The 17,566-nt window shown below is 71.0% G+C and carries 14 protein-coding genes and 1 tRNA gene; 7 read left to right on the top strand and 8 right to left on the bottom strand.

The features are described 5' to 3' along the window. The first annotated feature begins 29 nt into the window (after nt 1-29). Both WME79_RS18175 and WME79_RS18170 read left to right on the top strand, forming a co-directional pair. Entirely contained in the window at nt 30-638 is a 609-nt protein-coding gene (locus tag WME79_RS18175) for a TetR family transcriptional regulator C-terminal domain-containing protein (protein WP_437539869.1), read from the top strand. Nucleotides 639-669: 31 nt separating this feature from the next. Beyond that, nucleotides 670-1,662 carry an alpha/beta fold hydrolase gene (locus tag WME79_RS18170; protein WP_437537316.1) on the top strand — a complete coding sequence of 331 codons (993 nt, stop codon included), beginning with the start codon at nt 670-672 and terminating at the stop codon, nt 1,660-1,662. 220 nt (nt 1,663-1,882) lie between these two features. Here the strand turns inward: WME79_RS18170 and WME79_RS18165 are convergent, their stop codons facing one another. Then, nucleotides 1,883-3,370, bottom strand: a complete 1,488-nt coding sequence (locus WME79_RS18165) for a PLP-dependent aminotransferase family protein (RefSeq protein ID WP_437537313.1) — start codon at nt 3,368-3,370, stop codon at nt 1,883-1,885. A gap of 64 nt (nt 3,371-3,434) precedes the next feature. Between WME79_RS18165 and WME79_RS18160 the strand changes: the two genes are divergently transcribed. The 4 genes from WME79_RS18160 (at nt 3,435) to WME79_RS18145 (ending at nt 6,993) form a co-directional block, all read left to right on the top strand. Next, on the top strand, nt 3,435-3,932 hold the full coding sequence (locus WME79_RS18160) for a cupin domain-containing protein (RefSeq protein WP_437537310.1): 498 nt from the start codon (nt 3,435-3,437) through the stop codon (nt 3,930-3,932). After that, nucleotides 3,929-4,822 (top strand): dihydrodipicolinate synthase family protein, encoded by an 894-nt coding sequence (locus tag WME79_RS18155; protein ID WP_437537307.1) that lies wholly within the window; start codon nt 3,929-3,931, stop codon nt 4,820-4,822. Before WME79_RS18160 ends, WME79_RS18155 begins: the two co-directional genes overlap by 4 nt. A gap of 129 nt (nt 4,823-4,951) precedes the next feature. After that, the gene (locus tag WME79_RS18150) at nt 4,952-5,950 is read left to right on the top strand and encodes an MbnP family protein (RefSeq protein ID WP_437537304.1); all 999 of its coding nucleotides are present in this window, start codon (nt 4,952-4,954) and stop codon (nt 5,948-5,950) included. Then, nucleotides 5,947-6,993 (top strand): cytochrome-c peroxidase, encoded by a 1,047-nt coding sequence (locus tag WME79_RS18145; protein WP_437537302.1) that lies wholly within the window; start codon nt 5,947-5,949, stop codon nt 6,991-6,993. The genes WME79_RS18150 and WME79_RS18145 overlap by 4 nt, the downstream gene beginning before the upstream one ends. 94 nt (nt 6,994-7,087) lie before the next feature. Here WME79_RS18145 and WME79_RS18140 read toward each other — a convergent pair whose 3' ends face one another. The 7 genes from WME79_RS18140 to WME79_RS18110 form a co-directional block, all read right to left on the bottom strand. Then, nucleotides 7,088-10,609: an SUMF1/EgtB/PvdO family nonheme iron enzyme gene (locus WME79_RS18140; protein ID WP_437537299.1), complete on the bottom strand. Its 3,522-nt coding sequence runs from the start codon at nt 10,607-10,609 to the stop codon at nt 7,088-7,090. Nucleotides 10,610-10,649: 40 nt separating this feature from the next. Beyond that, nucleotides 10,650-11,834 (bottom strand): VWA domain-containing protein, encoded by a 1,185-nt coding sequence (locus WME79_RS18135; protein ID WP_437537296.1) that lies wholly within the window; start codon nt 11,832-11,834, stop codon nt 10,650-10,652. Continuing rightward, nucleotides 11,831-12,727, bottom strand: a complete 897-nt coding sequence (locus tag WME79_RS18130) for an AAA family ATPase (RefSeq protein WP_437537293.1) — start codon at nt 12,725-12,727, stop codon at nt 11,831-11,833. Before WME79_RS18130 ends, WME79_RS18135 begins: the two co-directional genes overlap by 4 nt. Then, nucleotides 12,724-13,821 carry a hypothetical protein gene (locus tag WME79_RS18125; RefSeq protein WP_437537290.1) on the bottom strand — a complete coding sequence of 366 codons (1,098 nt, stop codon included), beginning with the start codon at nt 13,819-13,821 and terminating at the stop codon, nt 12,724-12,726. Before WME79_RS18125 ends, WME79_RS18130 begins: the two co-directional genes overlap by 4 nt. A gap of 16 nt (nt 13,822-13,837) precedes the next feature. Beyond that, entirely contained in the window at nt 13,838-14,848 is a 1,011-nt protein-coding gene (locus tag WME79_RS18120; RefSeq protein WP_437537287.1) for a caspase family protein, read from the bottom strand. Further along, nucleotides 14,845-15,738: a hypothetical protein gene (locus WME79_RS18115; RefSeq protein WP_437537284.1), complete on the bottom strand. Its 894-nt coding sequence runs from the start codon at nt 15,736-15,738 to the stop codon at nt 14,845-14,847. Before WME79_RS18115 ends, WME79_RS18120 begins: the two co-directional genes overlap by 4 nt. Before the next feature lie 540 nt (nt 15,739-16,278). Further along, nucleotides 16,279-16,354 (bottom strand) — tRNA-Lys (locus WME79_RS18110). 224 nt (nt 16,355-16,578) lie between these two features. Between WME79_RS18110 and WME79_RS18105 the strand changes: the two genes are divergently transcribed. Continuing rightward, the gene (locus tag WME79_RS18105) at nt 16,579-17,334 is read left to right on the top strand and encodes a S1 RNA-binding domain-containing protein (RefSeq protein WP_437537281.1); all 756 of its coding nucleotides are present in this window, start codon (nt 16,579-16,581) and stop codon (nt 17,332-17,334) included. Nucleotides 17,335-17,566 lie beyond the last annotated feature (232 nt).

Raw genomic sequence — 17,566 nt, 5'->3', positions numbered from 1 at the left:
AAATAGAACGGTCGTTCTATCCAGTCAAGGTGACGAAAGGTGAAGATACCCGGCAGGCCATCCTGGCCGAGGCGCTGGCGCTGGCGAGCGAGGTCGGGCTCTCGGGCGTGACCGTCGGCGCCCTGGCCGAGCGCGTGAAGATGTCGAAGAGCGGCCTCTTCGCGCACTTCAGCTCCAAGGAGAACCTGGACGTCGCCATCCTCGAAGAGGCCAAGCGCCGCTTCGTCGACCTCGTGGTCGCGCCCGCGCTGCGCGAGCCGCGCGGTGAGCCGCGCGTGCGCGCGCTCATCGATCGGTGGTTCGTCTGGACAGAGCAGGACTTCATGCCAGGCGGCTGCGTCTTCCATGCAGCCGCGGCCGAGCTGGACGACAAGCCCGGTCCGGCGCGCGACGCGCTCGTCGCGTCGCAGAAAGACTGGCTGGCCACGCTCGCCACCGCCGCGCGCATCGCCGTCGAAGAGGGCCACTTCCGCTCGGACCTCGACCTGGCGCAGTTCGCCTTCGAGGTCTATGCCATCGCGTCCGGCTCCCACGCGCTCAGCCGCTTGATGCGCGACAAGGCGTCGGAGCGCCGGGCCCGCGCCGCCTTCGAGAGGCTCGTGACCGACGCCCGGCGTTCGCCCCGCCGCTCTGCCTGATCCGTCTCGCAATCCCCCGAGGAGGTCCCCCATGCAGGAAGCCCATCAGGTCCATTCGTCGCCCAATAATAGAACGATCGTTCGTACTGATCCGCGGCAGGTCCTCCTGCGCGGTGGGATCCGGTTCGGGTTCAAGCTCCTCAACAAGGCCGCGCCGGATCTGGCCTCCCTGGCGGCCGAACGGCTGTTCCGCTCTCCGCGCCGGCACGCGCGCCCGGCCTGGGAGGAGGAGATCCTCGCCTGCGCGGCGCGCTTCTCGCTGCCGTGGGGCGCGGAGGCGCTGCCCGCGTGGTCGTGGGGGCACGGGCCGACCGTGCTGCTCGTGCACGGCTGGGAGGGGCGGGGGAGCCAGCTCGGCGCGTTCGTGAGGCCGCTCGTGGAGCTGGGCTTTCGCGTGGTGACGTTCGACGCGCCGGGGCACGGCGATGGGCCGAGCCGGTCGGCCACGCTCGTGGAGCTGGCCCGCGCTGTCACCGTCGCGATGGACGAGGTCGGGCCCGTCCACGCCATCGTCGCGCACTCGCTCGGGAGCGCCGCGACGACGTATGCCCTGTCCCGCGCGGCGTCCGTCCGGCGCGCGGGCGCTCCGGCGCCGAGGCTCGTGTTCATCGCGCCGCCGATCAGCGCGGTCCGCTACACCCAGCATTTCGCGAAGCTCCTCGGCATCGACGAGGCCGTCCGGCGCCGCATGGTCGCCCGCCTCGAGGCGCGCTACGGCGTGCCGCTCGAGGACCTCGACGCGCTCTCTGCGGCCCCGCGGATGAACGCGCCGCTGTTCGTCGTGCACGACCGCGACGATCGCGAGGTGTCGTTCGAGGCAGGCGCGGCGCTCGCCGATCGCTGGCCGGGCGCGCGGCTCATGTCGACCCGCGGCCTCGGCCACAGGCGCGTCCTGCGCGCGCCGGAGGTGATCGCCGAGGTGGTCGAGGTCGTGACCGGCACCCCGTGGCCGGTCCGGACAGGGCTCGAGACGTTCGAGCTGGAGCGCGAGCTGTTCGAGCGCGACCGCCGGCGCGCGGTGTGACGCGGTCGCTGACCACGAGCGGGTGGGAATGATCCGGCCGGCTCGTCCTAGCCTCCCGAGCCCTCGATAGAACAGGAAGTGCTCGTGCTGGGGCGCCTCGGTCAGGGGATGTGGTAACCGGAACGGGCGGGGTGACTCGGGGCTGGTAACCAGGCGAGAGCCTGGACCGGGCGGGGCGCCTCCGGAAGGCGAACACGACGGACGGCGTGGAGAACGCTGTTCATCGGCGCCTCGATCCGGCGTCGGACGCCAGGCACGCCTCCAGCGTATCGCAGATCCTCGATAGCTCCTCGCTCGTGTGCGCCGCGAAGCCGAAGCGGAATGCGGGCACGGCCCCGGCCGCGACATGAACGGACCCCGGGGTGAGGGCCAGACCGCGTGCGTGCGCGCGCTGGACGAGCTCTTCCGAGGTCAGGTTGCGCAAGCGCATCCAGAGCGCCAATCCCCCGCCGGGCGGGTCGCACTCGATCGCGGAACGCAAGGGCGGCCTCGACGCGAGCTGCTCCAGCAGGTGGTCACGACGCTGCCGGTAGAGCTGCCGGGCGCGCCGCGCGTGGCGCTGGATCTCGCCGTCCTCGATGAGCTCGGCCACGGCGCGCTCGAGGGCGACATCTCCCTGACGATCGAGCAGCTCACGGACCGCCCTCAAGCGCGCGACAACGGACCTGTCGGCGATGATGTACCCGAGCCGCAGGGCCGGAGCGATGAGCTTCGAGAGCGAGGCCACGTAGATGCAGCGCGACGAGAGGTCCTTGGTCGCGGCGAGGGGGAGCAGCGGCGCGCCCTCGAAGTGGTACTCGTAGTCATAATCGTCCTCCACGATGTAGAGGCGAAACGACTCGCAGATTCGTCGCAGGTGCATCCGGCGCTCGGCCGACATGGCGACCGTCGTGGGGTACTGATGGTGAGGCGTCACATACACGGCCTTGAGGCGCCCCTTGAGCCTCCTGGCGTGCGCCTCCAGCTCCTCCGTTCGAAGGCCATGAGCATCGACCGGCACATGAACGACGTCGGCGCGCGCGAGCTGGAACGCGCGCCAGGCTGGCGTGTATCCAGGATGTTCGACGGCGATGACATCCCCAGGCTCCAGCATCGCCAGCGCGAACAGGCTCAGCGCGCCCTGGCTGCCGCGCGTCAGCACGACCTCCTCCGAGGAGCACGACAACCCGCGAGCGTGATTGACGAAGCCCGCAAGAACCTCCCTGAGCACGGGATCGCCTGCAGCATCTCCGTATCCGAGGCCCGTCCGCGCCAGCGCTCGGAGAGCGCGCCGCTGGGCACGCGCGAGCTCGTCCACGGGCGCGATCCGGGCGTCCGGGATCCCGTCGTTCACCGCGATCATGGTGGCGCGGCGCTGGGCGAGGACCGTATCGACGGAGCGGCGGCCCTCGGCATCCGCGACGGCGAGCGTCGGAAGGTTGAGCGCGACGCGGGTGCCGCGCGCGGGCAGCGCCTCGAGCCATCCCTGGGCCACCAGCTCGTCGACGGCAGCGACGACGACCTTCCGGTTCACGTTGAGCTGGGCCGCGAGCGTCCGGCTGCCCGGCAGCGTTGAACCCGGCAACAGCCGGCCGCGCTGGATCTCTTGAACGATCGCCCTGCTCAGCTGGGTCTGCCGCGGCACGGACGCGCCGTCGTCGAGCACCAGGTCGAAGCGCCAGGGTCGACCAGCTGGACCCGTCGCGATGTTCGTTCTGGAGCCTGTCACGGGTCCAGCTTCGCGCTATCCCCTCTCCTGCGCAAGGAGCCTTTTGCGCTGACAGGGAGCAGACATGAGCGAACGATTCCATTCAGCAGACTTCGACAAGACGCCGCCGCGGCCTCGCGTGGTGATGCCAGAGAAGCTCGCGCACCCTGCGGTCGAGTCCGCCGGGCTTCACGGCAAGTACTCGAGAGCGAGGAAGCATCCGGTCTTCTTCGTGGACCTCCCGTCACACGCGATCAGCATGACCCTGGGATGGCTCGATCCGGGGCAATCCTCGAACCGGCACCGGCACACGTACGAGACCATCCTGTATGTCCTGGAGGGAGAGGGCTACTCGTACGTGGGCGGGAGGCGTGTCGACTGGAAGCAGGGGGACGCGATCTACGTCCCGGTGTGGGCCTGGCACAACCACGTCAACACCGGAAAGGGTCGGGCCCGCTACCTCGCCTGCGAGAACGCGCCGATGCTGCAGAACATGGGAGGGGTCGCGCTGCGCGAAGAGGTGCCCGACCGGGGAGATCAGCTCTTCGACTGGGACCACGAGGCGGAAGGAGGCGTGCGATGACATCCTCTCTCCGTGGAATCATCGCCTACCCCATCACGCCGTTCACGGAAGCCGGACGCGTCGATGAACAGCTCCTCGGGCGCATCGTCGACGACATGCTCGCCGCGGGGGTTCATGCGATCGCGCCGCTGGGCAGCACCGGGGTGTTGCCGTACCTCTCGGACGAGGAGCGCGAGGCCGTCACCGACATCGTTGTAAGGCGCGTTGCGGGCCGGGTCCCGACCCTGGTCGGCGTCTCGAGCCTCACCACGGAGCGGACTGTGCACCACGCGAGGTACGCGGAGAGGGCCGGTGCAGCAGCGGTGATGATCCTCCCGATGAGCTACTGGAAGCTCTCGGACAAGGAGATCGTGGCGCACTTCGAGGCCGTCGCGAAGGCCATCTCCATCCCCATCGCCGTGTACAACAACCCGGCGACGGGCGGCCTCGATCTGAGCCCTGATTTGATCGCCCGGTTGCTGCAGATCCCGAACGTCACGATGGTGAAGGAGAGCACCGGCGACGTGAACCGGATGCACCGGCTCGTGCAGCTCTGCGGCGACCAGGTTGCCTTCTACAACGGAAGCAATCCGCTCGCGCTCGCCGCGTTCGTGGCCGGGGCTCGCGGCTGGTGCACGGCTGCCCCGCATATCATCCCTCGCCTCACCGTCGAGCTCTACGACGCGGTGACCCGTGGTGATCTCGACGCCGCTCGGCGATCGTTCTATCGCCAGCTCCCGTTCCTTCAGTTCATCGTCGCGCATGGCCTGCCGCGGGCCATCTCGGCGGCCCTCGAGCTGATGGGCACACGGGTCGGGCCGCTTCGAGCCCCGCTGCAGCCCCTCGACAAGGCGCGGGTAGAGGAGCTCCGACGGATCCTGGTGGAGCTCGCCGTACTGCCATCCACATGAGCCGCCCGGAATCTTTGCTACCGCTCGTCACGCCATCGCTCGAGCCTTGATCGCGTCTCGCCCAGCAAGATCCCGGCGATGCGTCATCTGTTCCGGTGTGGTGCGTCATCGCGTACACTCGATCCCACGATGAAATCTCCTGGCTTGTTCCGGTTGATCGGGTTGCTCTTGGGCGCCGCGGCCGCTTGCGGCACGTCCTCGAATCAGCAAGTGGCGTCCGGGACCGGCGGGGCGGGCGGCAGCGAGCCCCACGGGTCCGGTGGAGCGAGCAACACGGGCGGTGCGGCCGGGCAACCCAACGCCGGCGGCGCGGGCGGCGCGGGCGGCGCGGGCGGCCAGGCCGAGGCCAGCTGGCCTACCGGTTGCGCAGAGGAGCCGGCGTCCATCAGGACCGAGGGCACCCTCGTCGAGCTCGCGTTCGAGCTCGTCCTCGGCGGCCAGCCGTTCCTGTTCGGCGAGCCGAACGTCGCGCCGGACGGCGGCACGGTCACGCCGCTCAACGTTCGCTTCTACGTCTCGCACGCGGCGCTGATCGGGGCGGACGGCGATCTCGTGCCCGTCGATATCGTCGGCCCGGACGGCGACTCCACCCCTTACGGGGTCCACTTCTACAACGCCGAGGACCCGGGCTCGGCCACGCTCCGGCTGCGCGCTCCGGCTGGCAGTTATGAAGGCGTCAGCTTTGTCTGGGGCTTGTACCAGGCCTGCAACAGCTCCCGGCCCGAAACGAGCGTCGCGCCTCTGGCGGAAGCCTCCCAGATGACGTGGCCGCACACCGGCCACCTCTTCCTGCGCTACGAGGGCACGGTGGCTCCGCCGGCCGAGGGGGAGCCCGTCGATCCGGACGGAGAGACGGCCACGGTTCCGCCGGCGGTCCACATGGGAGGCAACCTGGTCACGGATCTCGCCCCCAGGGTCGAGGTACGAGGCGCCCTGTCCGTGCCCGCGAGCGGCTCGACTGGCAAGGTCGTCCGGGTTGTCATGGACGAGATCTTCGGGGGCGCCACGGCGGACGTCGACTTGACCGGGTTCGTCCCGCCGCCCGGGCCCGTGGGAGACGAGCTCCTCGCGGGTGAACGCCTGCGGCGCGGCCTCCCCGACCTGACGGTGTTCGCCTTCGGTCCGTGACGCCGAGCTTCAACCGTGGCGGGGCCATCGGCCTGGCGGCGCTGCTCCTTGCGGGTGGATGCGGCGACGACGGGCCGGCGGCCCCTGGACCTTTGCTGCCGCTCGTCACGGACGCCATCCCCGCCGGGTTTCCGGCGCGCACCGCCGCGGCCCGAGCGCCGGCCGCCAACGCGCTCACCGAGGCGAGGGCGCAGCTCGGCAAGAGGCTCTTCTTCGACAGGCGCCTCTCTCGCACCGGCGAGGTAGCGTGCGCGAGTTGCCATCACCCCGAGTACGCCTTCGCCGATCCTGCCCCCGTCTCCCGGGGGGTCGACGGCCGCCTGGGACAGCGGAACGCGCCCGCGCTGGTGAACCTGGCCTGGCGCGAGAGCTTCTTCTGGGATGGCCGCGCGGCCACCCTGGAAGAGCAGGCGGGAAAGCCCATCGAGCACCCCGACGAGATGGATCTACCGCTCGCCGAGGCCGTCGCGCGTGTCGCCGGCGATGGCGCCTACGTGAAGGCGTTCAAGGATGCCTATGGCAGGCCTCCCGGCGAGGAGTCCTTGCGCCAGGCCATCGCCAGCTTCCTCCGTTCGATCGTCAGCGCCGACAGCCCTTACGACCGGCACAAGCGCGGGGACGACACGAGCTTCGGTGACGCCGAGCGCCGCGGCGAGGCGCTGTTCCTGACCGAGCGGGCTGGCTGCTTCCATTGCCATCCATCCGGAATGCTCACCAACGAAGGCTTCTTCAACAACGGCACCTACCGCGATGGCGGCGACGTCGGGCGGCAAAGGATCACCGGACGCACGGGAGACCTTGGCAAATTCAAGGTGCCCGGTCTGCGGAACATTGCGGCGAGCGCCCCCTATATGCACGACGGATCGCTGGCGACGCTGGAGGAGGTGGTCGACCATTACGATCGCGGCGGGCTGGGCCATGTCTCCACCGATCCGCAGATCGAGGAGCTGGGGCTCTCACCGGACGAGAAGGCCGATCTGGTGGCGTTCCTGCGGTCGCTGACCGATCCCGCCTTCCTCGACGATCCGCGGTACCGCCCCTGAGCGGCAATCCAGGGGCATGGCGCCATGGCCCCGGATGCCCTGGCTGGGGCAAGCCAAGACGAGCTCGCTCGCCGTTGCTGTCGCTTGACATCCCTCACCTTGGCTCCCCGGATCCGCGTGCACAGCGAAACCCAACGCGGCTGCCGTGCCATGACGGTTCATGATGCTCGCGGTCGGCGGCGCGCACCCACACAGGGCTCATGCTGAACCACGACCCCCCGCGCAGGACACGAAATTCTCCTTGCACCGGGCCAGTCGGATTGACCTCGGGATCCGTCATTTTCCGGTACGGACCGTAGCGATCCCAGCACCACTCCAGGACGTTGCCTGCCATGTCCAGGAGACCGAATGGCGAAGCGCCGCTCGGATACATCCCGACAGGGCTCGGGCCGGCGCGCTTGCCGCGCCCTAGCTCGTTGTCATCCCCATCCCAGCAGAGCTGGTCGGAAGGAGGCGCGTTGCCCCAGGGGTAGATCCGGCCATCGTGCCCCCGGGCCGCATACTCCCACTCCGCCTCCGTGGGCAGGCGGTAGCCCTCAGCGCTGCGGTCCCAGTGGACCTCGCCGCCATCAACCCGGTATGCCGGCGTCAGGCCATCCCGCTCGGACAGGGCGTTGCAGAAGCGGATTGCGTCCTCCCAGCTCACGTTGATCACGGGCAGCTCATCGCCCGCGATCGAGCTCGGGTTCTTTCCCATCACCTCCCGGTACTGCCGCTGAGTCACCGGCACTCGCCCCATCTGGAACGCCGCGATCACCACCTCACGGCGCGGGTGCTGGTCATCGAACGCGCCGGGCTCCCCCGCGTCGCTGCCCATCCAGAACCGCCCCGGCGGGATGGGCACCATGTCCAGCCGCGGACGGTGGGCCGGCGACTCGGACGGGGGCACCGGCGTCTTGCGCGATGCCTCTCCGAGCGTGTCCTGAATGCCTTGCAGAAGGTCGTGCGCAACCCCGCGGCGAGCCAGGCCATCCTGCTTGAGCCGCGTCCCGGGCGCGCCGCTCATCTGATGCTCCAGGGCTGCGCGAAGCGCCTCCAGCGAGCGACGATCGAGCTTCTTCAGCAAGCGCCCAGCAGCGATGATCGCCCAGTATTGCTCGAAAGCGGAGCACGATGGATCGATGCCCCGCCGCACAAAATCGAAGCACGCAGGATCCGGTGTCTCGAGCACACCGGCGATCGCGACGATCCGATCTCCATCGCCGCCGGCATCAAACCTCGCCGAGAGCTCCTCGGGCGTGAGCCGCGCGCCCTGGAGCGTCTTGCGTATCTCGCCGACCAGCTCGTCCAGCAGCGCCGTCCGCGAAGTGCCTCCTGGCGTGATGCGCCGGATCTCCTCGTATCGCCTCGCGCTCGCGTCGAGGCGTTCGAGCAGCGTCCGTGCCGCCTTGAACCGGCCCGCCAGCAGCTCTCGGACGCGCTGACGATACCTGCCGTCCGGATCGGCGCGCTCCTGCACGTCGAGCTGCTGCGCCGTCCGCGCGAGCCCCGACGCCGCACGTCGCGATGGGGTGCCCTCGTCGAGCCCGGGCAGCGTCTCGTAACAGGCGAGGAGCTGCCGGAGCGCGCTCGCAGCGCCGCGTTGCTCCACCTCCCGTCGCTCCAGCTGCAGGCACACGTCCAGCGCCTCGGCCGAGACAGGGAGAGCGAACGTGCGGCAGACGAGGTATCCTGCAACACGCGTTGCTGGGTGCTCGGAATCCAGCAACGGGAGCACGAGTTCGAGCCGCGGCGCGAGCTCGGCGGCCTGCAGCGCGCGCACGATGCCGTGGACGATACGGTCACCCTCGGTCGGCAACCGCTCCGTCAGGTAAGCCTCCGCCCAGCGGACGGCGATGTCCTGGACCCAGCGCTGATGCTCGTCGGGCCCGAGGACGTGCCGGGTCGCCACGATCCAGGCGAGATGCGAGGGGGCGAGTTCGGGCGCGGGAGACATGGAGTCTGCGCCGTGGTCGAAGGCGCGGCCGATCACCGCACGAGCGAGCGGCTGCGCGTGCCGCGCGAGCAGCGGTGTGAGCAGGGCGAGCGCCCTTTCCCGCCCGGGCCATCCCTTCGCTCCCTCAAGCCTCACCCAGTCAGCGACGAGCCAGGGGGCCATGGCCGGCAGGGCCGCCTCGATCTCCGGGATCGCTGGCTCCGGCTCCTCCAAGGTGTCGAGCACCTCGACGTCGGCCGCCGCGAGCAGCTCGGCCATGTACGACCGGATCGGGGACGGGTCGGCGACGTCCAGGTCCAGGCTTCCTACGAGTCGCGCCAGGCCGCGCGCGAGGCCGCGGTACGCCCACTCCGCGGCAGGGTCCTGCAGCGCCAGCACGGCCATCGCTCGATCGACGAAGAAGCGCGTGTCCGATCGAAACCGAGGCCCCCCCTCCAGCATCCGGAGTGCGCGCGCCTGGGTGGTCAGGGGCACGCCCGCGCCCCCGGAGTGCGCCCGCATTCCTTCGGCGAGCTGGTGCGGCAAGACGCCCGTCCATGGCAGCGGAATCACCGGCCTGCCCCGCTCCTGCGCGGCGGCCGCGAGCTCCGCCACGAGCTCGGCGCCCCCGACGATGACCAGCGCGTCGCACCGGCGAAGCACCTCTCGCGTCCAGGCGTCGCCCGGGGAATCCGCCACCTCGATGGTGCGGCCCCCCCGGAAGACGGGCTGCGAATTGCGACGGACCACGTGCAGGAGGCGCTCCTCGACCGGCCGCCCGTGCCGCTCGACCTGTACGGCAAACGCGCGCGCGGTGATCTCGTCCACTCCGGGAAATCCGCCCGTCAGGAGCGCATGGTCGGCGTCGGCGAGCGCCTGGCCGAGCGCCTCGGCGGCCGAGATCGTCACGTCATCGAGCGGCCGGCTCGAGAAGTTCCCCGTGCCCGCAACCAGCACCCACAGCCCACGCCACGGCTCCGCCGGCCGATCGTCCTGGCGGAGCGCCTTGAGCGCAGCGGCCGCCTCGACCGCCTCGACCGGCAACGGCACGGCCATACGCACCCCGGCCACCTCCGTCGCAGGGCCATGCTCCTCCACGAACTCCGCGAGCGGGTGCGGCTCCCCCCGGCCCCACGCCGCCATCGCCCGCACGAACTGCAACAGCACCGGGAAGGTCGCGAGCGGCTCGGCCAGGCCCTCGATCAGCGAGGCCAGGCGGATCCACGACGAGAGATCGTCCGCGCCGAGCTCCGCCAGCATGCTCACGAGCAGCGCCGCGGTCTGCGCAGGCGCGCTGTAGGCCAGCGCCGTCAGGCGCTGCGTCTGGGCGAGGGTCCGGTCGTAGGCGTCGTCGGCGTGCAGTGCCGCCGCCGCGGCGTCGAACAGGAACCCGGAGAGCTCCTGCACGCGCTGCAGTCCCAGGCGCGGCTCCTCGGCGAGCCGGCGGCGCAGGGCGGCGCGGACGTCGGGGGCCATCTCGTAGAGCTCCTCGCCGATCTCCGCGCAGAGCGAGGACAGGAGGAGGTCGGCCACCGCGATCCAGGGGACCCCGAGGGGCTGGCCCCGGACGTCGGCCCGGAAGGCTGCCCAGAGCTGATAAGCGAGCTCCGGCGTCAGCGCCGCGGGGAAGGCGGCATGGCAGGCGAACAGCTCGTGCGCGGGGCCGAAGCGCGCGCGGAACGCGTCGAGGAGCCGCGACACGCGGTCCGGGCGCGCTCGTCGGCCGGGCGCGGGCTGCACCTCAGCGGCCTCCGTGCGGGTGGGGGCGCCTGCCGCGCAGCACCCGGAGCGCCGCGTCGAGGCCGGCGCGATCGGCCTCGAACATGGGCACCAAGGCGCGGATGGCCTGCGCGCTGGTGCCCGGCCATCGATCGCGCGGGACGGGGTTGATCCAGGCCACGCGCCGGAGCTGGCCGCGCAGCTCGCCGAGGAAGCGGCGGGTGGCCTCGATGCGCTCGGTGGCGTAGTTGCGGCGCGCGGCGCCGGCGTCGCTGACGATGAGCGCGCCGGTGACGGCGCGGGTGCCGGCAGAGAGGACGTTCCGCAGGAGGACGAGCTCGCTCCCCGGTCCTTCGGCGTGGACGGCGAGCCCTGCGTCAAGCTCGAAGGGCGTGTTGTTGAAGTACCAGACGCCCACGTGCGCGAGGCGGCCCCCCCGGCGAGCGGTCTCCGCAAGCCGGCGGGTCACGACCTGGAACGGCGTCATGGAGCCGTGGCGATCCACGAGCAGCAGGAGGCGCTCCACGTTGGTCCGGCGCGCCACGAGCGCTGGGCCCAGAAAGACGCCATCGCGGGCGATCTGCGCGAGGGTGGCGTCGAGATCGGGCTCGGTGCGAGGGCCCCGGCGCTCCATACGGCGCAGGCGGCGCCACGCCTGCCGCATCTGCCGGGGGCTAACGGGCAAGTACTCGTCCGGCAGCGCGCGGCGCAGGGCGGTCGGCTCGACCTCGCCTGGGGCGCCACGGAGCATCGCCATGGCCAGCTCCAGCGCGCGGCCGCGCGCCGGCGGTGGGCGCACCTCGGGCGCCTCGGGCGCGGTGGCGGGAGCCGGCGCCGCGGCCGGCGGCGGGGCACCGGCGTGCTGTGCCGGCTCTGGCGCCGGCGGCGTGGGCTGGGACTGGGATTCGGTGGCGGAGAGCTCCGGCGCCGGCCGGACCCGGCGCGCGGCCGCGTCGACGGCCCGCTCGAAGAGGCGTTCCAGCAATCGGGCCTCCTCGCGCGTCCCTGTCCAGAGGAGCTGGCACAGGCGCAGGAGCGCCCTCGTGTCGTCGAGCCCCTCGCCCATCCGCAGGGCCCGCAGGAGCTCCAGGTAGTCACGGGTGCCGAGCGGGAGCCCCGCCTCGCGCAGGTCCTCGAAGAGCTCGACGAGGGGCAGATCGTCCACGGCGAGCGGCGGCGCGGACGAGGGCGTTGCCCCGCCGCTCACCGCGCGCCCTCGTCGGCCGCGCGCTTCGCGAAGCGCGCGTGATCTTCCCAGCTCTTGAGGAGGACGCCGGGGAACGGCAGCGTCCCCGCGAGCAGGCGCAGCGCCTCGTCCTCCGGGCGATCCGCGAGCACACGCACCCAGTCGAGCAGCTCGCTCGTACCGACGCGCTTGCCGCCCTCGCCCTTCTCTGCGGCCATCCTCGCGCGGAGCTCGCGAAACCGCCGGATCGCAGCATCGAGGAGGTCGTGCTGCAGCCTGGGATAATGGGCCCGGACGATCGTGGCGAGCTGCTGCTCCCCCGGGAACTCGAGGTAGTGGAAGACGCAGCGGCGCAGGAACGCGTCGGGTAGATCGCGCTCGTCGTTGCTGGTGATCACCACGAGCGGGGCGTGCTTCGCGATCTTCGCCTCGTCGATCTCGTCGATCCGGAACCGCCGTTCATCCAGCTCGACGAGCAGGTCGTTCGGGAAATCGATGTCGGCCTTGTCGATCTCATCGATGAGCACCACGGCCGGCTGCTCGGAGAGGAATGCCTGGCCCAGCGGGCCGAGGCGGACGTAGCTGCGGTCATCGCGCGGCTCGGCGAGGCGGGCGGCGACGAGCTGTGCGTCGCGGAGGCGGCCCACGGCATCGTAGGTGTAGAGGCCGTCGCGCGCGCGGCTCGTGGACTTCACGTGCCACTCGAAACAGGGCAGCCCGAGCTCGGCCGCGACGGCGCCGGCGAGGCGCGTCTTGCCGCAGCCGGGCTCGCCCTTGAGCAGGAGCGGGCGCTCGAGCAGCTGCGCGATGCGCACCGCCTCCACGAGCTCCGGGCTGGGGATGTAGGGACGGACGCCGAGGCTCCCGCCCGGCGCTGGCTCACGCCCCTGATAGGATCGTCTGGGCTGGCTCATGGCTGGAACCACTCTTTCTGGAGATCGCTCTGGCTATACCAATCGTAGGGCCACCGCCGGCAGAGCTCGTCCACGACGTCGCACGGCACGCCGGCGCAGTCCTCGACGATGTCGACAAGCAACGCGGGATCGTTCAGGTCGGGCGGGACGCCCCCCGTGATGTGCGCGTTGATCCACTCCTCGAGGACCCGTCCATCAAACCGCGGGAGATCCATGCGAAGCGGTCTGCGGGGGCAGGCTTCCTGTCGGGCCAGCGCGGAGAGACCGCCCGGCGGGTTTGCATGGTGGAGGAGGAAGGCGGCGATGCAGGTCCTCCCCGGCGGCCGCGCGCGGGCCTCCACGGCGTCGACCAGCGGCGACCAGAGGCCATCCAGCAGGGCAGTGAGGCCCACGGGGCCGAGCTGGTCGACGTTGTCGAGGACGAGGACGACGCTCTGTTGCGGCCAGAGCCTGCAGATCTCGTCGACCACGCAGCGCGTGAGATCAGCCTCCTGGCCCCTCGGCCGGAGCTGGCGCTTGAGCCCCATGAGCAGGCCGTTCAGCGTCTGATCCACGGCGGCGGCGCGGAACGAGTGCCGCAGGATCATCGGCTTCCCGGGGCGCACGAGGTCGCGTAGCCGGTGGGACAGCCAGTACAGGCCGTGCTCGGAGTCGCCCTGGATGAGGACCGACGCGAGCCGGTGCGTGTCCAGGCGCCGCTTGAACTCGGATCTTTGCCGCGCGAAGTCGAGCGCCCGGATGACGCGCGCGAACTGCTCCCGCGCGACGCCGTCGCGCTCGGACCTGAGCGCCACGATCTGTCCCTCGTACTGGAGCCGCGCGGCCTCGTCGGCGCTCTCGGCGTGCGCCGCGCGGAGGCGCACTTCCCTCGTGAGCAGGTCGCGGAGGTGCTCGTCGCGGTCCAGGCAGCAGGCGAGCAGCGCGTCGAGCCCGGCGAGCAGCTCCTCGAGCTCCCGGACGGTGTCTTCGAGCTCCCGGATCCGGCGCTCGAGGGCGAGCTGCTGGTCCGGGCGCACCAGCACGTGCTCGGCGCGCAGCCGCTTCAGGATCTCGAAGATCCTGTCGATGGTGGACTGGAGCAGGCCCTCGATCACCCCGGTCCTCGCGCCGCTAGGCCTCGCCGAGCTCGGCGTGGAGGCGATCGAGCCGCCGCGTATCGGACTCCTCCGTGCGCTCGGCGTCGTCGATCTGACGCTCGATCCGCAGCTGCTCCGTGGGGTCGGTGGAGAGCGCGCGGGCGGTCCTGAGCCGGCCGATCAGGGTGCGCCGGAGCTCGAACGCCGGCATGAGGCTGTCGATCTCCAGCTGGATGCGCTTGCGCCTCCACGCGGGCGCCGGCGATGGCGCCGCCGCGCCCTTCACCGACGGCACCCGGCACAGCGTGAAGCTCTCGGTCCTGTCGGCCCAGCTGAGCACAGGATGCTGCGGGGCGGGCGCGCGTCCCGGGACCTCGCGAAGGAGGTAGCTCACGACGTCGAGCGCCCACACGAACCCGAAGTACGACGGCGCTCTGCCCTCGAGCGCCTCGAGGAGGCACGCCGTGAACACGCTGTTGGCGTCGCCGTGCCGGATGTACGACTTCTCGTCTCCGCGGCAGGAGGTCAGGATCATCTGCCCCGCGCCGCTGCGGAGCCCATCGAGCTCCGGCAGGCCCTCCTTCGCGAAGCTCGCGCTGTCCTTGGGCCTCGGCAGGCCGGCGGCGTGGCAGCAGTCGAGCAGCACGAGCAAGCGCTTCGCGGGCACAGCGCGGAGGCGCGCGGTGAGCTCCTCGCCCGAAACACCTGTCTCGTCGCGGCGCGCCTCATCCCAGCCATGAGGCAAGAGGTAATACCTCGCCAGGGCGGCAGAAGGCCCGAAGCGACCGCCGTGCCCTGAATAATAGATGATCGCCGTTGCATCCGGATCGCCCAGAGTACGCTGAGCCAGCCGGTCCAGCGCCGCCAGGATGCCTTCCCGCGTGGCCTGCGGGCCCGTGAGCACATCGACCTGGTCTTCGGAGTAGCCGGCGCGCGCGGGGTCTCGCAGCAGCGCGGCCAGGTCCTCGGCGTCCCTGGCCGTGACGGGGAGGTCGCCGCCTGTCCCCACGAGCAACGCGTACCCGCTCGAGAACGCCGCGCTCATTGCGCCTGATACCGAGAGACGCTGAACGCGATGTAGTTGTGGGCGATGGGGACCGTCGGGTTGTCGCGCTCCACGAGGTGCTGGGCCTGCGCGTTGTAGGCCCACTGCTCCCAGCACGACGCGGTGAGCTCTTCTGGCGCCTGCACCGCGAAATAGGTGCCCTCGCGAAGCCGTGCGCCGGTCGCCGAGGCGCCGAAATCGAGCCCCAGGTAGAAATCCTGAACCGAGACGTTGCGGTGGCGGCCCGCCAGCGCGCGGGTGATCCCCACAGCCATCGTCGAGAGCGGACCCAGCGCGGGCTGCACGGTGGCGAGGAGCTGAAGTCCCTGCCGCATGGAGTCCGACTCGAGGACGCCGAGGAGCGCCTCATCCTGCTCGTTCTTGACGTTGACCGTATGGCAGCGGAAGCCCACCCCGCCGTCGCCGACGCCCAGTCCGAGAAAGATGGGGTAGCCCACCACCGCTGCGCTCTGCCCCTGCTGCGCCCGGAGGACCATGTTGAAGTGCAGATCGTCTTCTCCGCCTGCCCGCTGGTTCCGGGCATAGAAATCGAAGAGGATCCGGTGCACCCCGCGGCCGGGGTACGCGGCGACGCGCAGGCGATCGAGCCGTACGGCGATGCGCGCGTTCTTCAGCGCAGGATCGGCCTCGATCTGGCTTGCAGGCTTCACCTCGACGAGGCCTGGCGCAGAGACCCCCGGCGGGAGGAAGCCGAAGGCGTGCGACGTATGCTCCCACGGGTCTGGCACGGACGAGAAGAACCCCTTCGCCTGGGCCCGCACCTCGGCGTCCCGCGGCGGGTCGAGTTCACGGAGCACCGCCGCCCGTTCTGCGGCGGGGAGGCGGCCGATCACGGGGAGGTCATCGAACCAGCGTTGCTCTTCGGCCATGGCGCCACCCCTTCGTCCCGCGGCGCGCCCGACGCGCACGTTTCCCGGGGATTCCCATTGTTTGGACCACATGCGCCGCAGTCGAGTCAAGTGCACCGGACCCCGGTCCACCTGCGACCATCGCCGCCGCAGGCGCTGGATCCGCGGTGGCCAGTCTCGGGCGAGGCACACGAAATCGAGTCCGCCGGACCCAGTGTTCTTCGAGCGCGCGCGTCGCGAGGGATCGAGACGTTGGCTCGCGACCGAGACGGCAAGACGGGCTCGCTGGACGATCTCGCGATTGCGCGGCTCGAACCGACCGCCGACCAGCTGCCGCACTGCTGCAGCGCCATCGCCTTCGCGATGTGCGGCTCACGCGGCTCGCTGACGCCCCCGCGCTGTGCGTCCTGGGCAGGATGCGCTCCCCGCGTCGCGGTCCAGAGGGCGTCCCCCCCGCCATGCCGTGCCGCTCGACGCGCCGCCTGTCGGGGCAGTCCGTGGCGAAAACCTGGAACAGGCGGGGATGCTGGTCGGAAAGGTCAGCAGTTCCGCGTAGTTACTTGGTGGGTCGACAGGGACTCGAACCCTGGACCTACGGATTAAAAGTCCGCAGCTCTACCGACTGAGCTATCGACCCGATTCAGCGGCCGCGGAACCTAGCAGAAGCCCCCGCCAGGTTCCACCATTCCGTTCCCGCCGCCTCCCTGCTCTCCGCCCTCCCCGTCCTCTCCCCAGCCCCCCGGCTCCCCCTCCTTCCGCTCCCGCTCCCTCCCTCTCCCGCCCCATCCTCCAGCCTCTCCCCTCGCTTCCCGCTCACCGCCGCCTTCCTCGCGCCCTCGCCTCGCGCTATGAGGTCGCGCCATGTCGTCGTCACGCCCTTCCGCCGCCTCCAAGGAATCGTTCGCTTCGCTCTTCGAGCAGTCCGAAGGAGCTGGCAAGCAGCGTCGCCGCCAGTACCACACGGGTGAGACCGTCGAGGTGACCGTGGTCGCGATCGCTCGCGAGGCGGTCTTCGCGGATCTTGGCGGCAAGCAGGAGGGCATGTTCGAGCGCGTCGCGCTCGCCGACGGCGACGGCAAGCTCCGCGTCGAGGTCGGCTCGCGCGTCTCGGCCGTGGTCGCCGGCGTCGACTCGGGCACCGGCCAGGTGCGCCTCACGCCGGTCGTCGTGCGCGCCAGCGGCGACGGCGACGGCGGGTCGTCGCTCGCGGTCGCCGCGCCTGCCGCGGGCGGCGCGCCCCTGCTCGTCGAGGGAGCGCGGGTCAAGGGCAAGGTGACGGGCATCGAGCGTTACGGCGTCTTCGTCCAGATCGCGGGCACCTCGGGCCGCTCGGGCCGCGGTCTCGTCCCGACGGCCGAGACGGCGACGCCTCGCTCCGCCGACCTGAAGAAGCACTTCACGGTGGGGCAGGACGTCGAGGCGAAGATCCTCAACGTGGACGAGTCCGGCAAGATCCGCCTCTCGATCTCCGCGCTCCGCGTGGACGAGGAGCGCGGCCAGTTCGAGTCGTACGCCAAGGGCGAGCGCTCCGGCGGCGGCAACGACAAGGGCGCCAAGCCTGCGCCTCGCAACTTCGGCACGCTGGGTGACCTGCTCGCGAAGAAGGTCAAGCGCTAGCGCCTCTTCCCCCTCGTCCCGTCTCCCTCACCACTCCCTCTCCCGTCTCCCTCCTCTCCTTCCCCCTCCTCGACGCTGCCGGCAGGAGATTGCATCTCCCCCTCGGTTCAGCATACACCTCGCCCGCTCAGCCCTTCGCGGCCCCAGCTTCGGCTTCTCGTCGCCCGCTGGCTCGCTGGCCCCGCGCGCCTTCGCACCTCGGGCCTGGGTCTCCCTGCCTCTGCCTTCGCGT

This window comes from Sorangium sp. So ce726 (assembly GCF_051521405.1).
GTDB lineage: Bacteria > Myxococcota_A > Polyangia > Polyangiales > Polyangiaceae > Sorangium.
This window is presented reverse-complemented; position numbering and strand designations above follow the sequence as displayed.

What these genes read in the sequence shown, in the direction of transcription:
- WME79_RS18105 (WP_437537281.1), top strand. Translation starts at nt 16,579, where the DNA reads ATGTCGTCGTCACGCCCTTCCGCCGCCTCCAAGGAATCGTTCGCTTCG.
- WME79_RS18155 (WP_437537307.1), top strand. Translation starts at nt 3,929, where the DNA reads ATGACATCCTCTCTCCGTGGAATCATCGCCTACCCCATCACGCCGTTC.
- WME79_RS18150 (WP_437537304.1), top strand. Translation starts at nt 4,952, where the DNA reads ATGAAATCTCCTGGCTTGTTCCGGTTGATCGGGTTGCTCTTGGGCGCC.
- WME79_RS18115 (WP_437537284.1), bottom strand. Translation starts at nt 15,738, where the DNA reads ATGGCCGAAGAGCAACGCTGGTTCGATGACCTCCCCGTGATCGGCCGC.
- WME79_RS18130 (WP_437537293.1), bottom strand. Translation starts at nt 12,727, where the DNA reads ATGAGCCAGCCCAGACGATCCTATCAGGGGCGTGAGCCAGCGCCGGGC.
- WME79_RS18170 (WP_437537316.1), top strand. Translation starts at nt 670, where the DNA reads ATGCAGGAAGCCCATCAGGTCCATTCGTCGCCCAATAATAGAACGATC.
- WME79_RS18160 (WP_437537310.1), top strand. Translation starts at nt 3,435, where the DNA reads ATGAGCGAACGATTCCATTCAGCAGACTTCGACAAGACGCCGCCGCGG.
- WME79_RS18120 (WP_437537287.1), bottom strand. Translation starts at nt 14,848, where the DNA reads ATGAGCGCGGCGTTCTCGAGCGGGTACGCGTTGCTCGTGGGGACAGGC.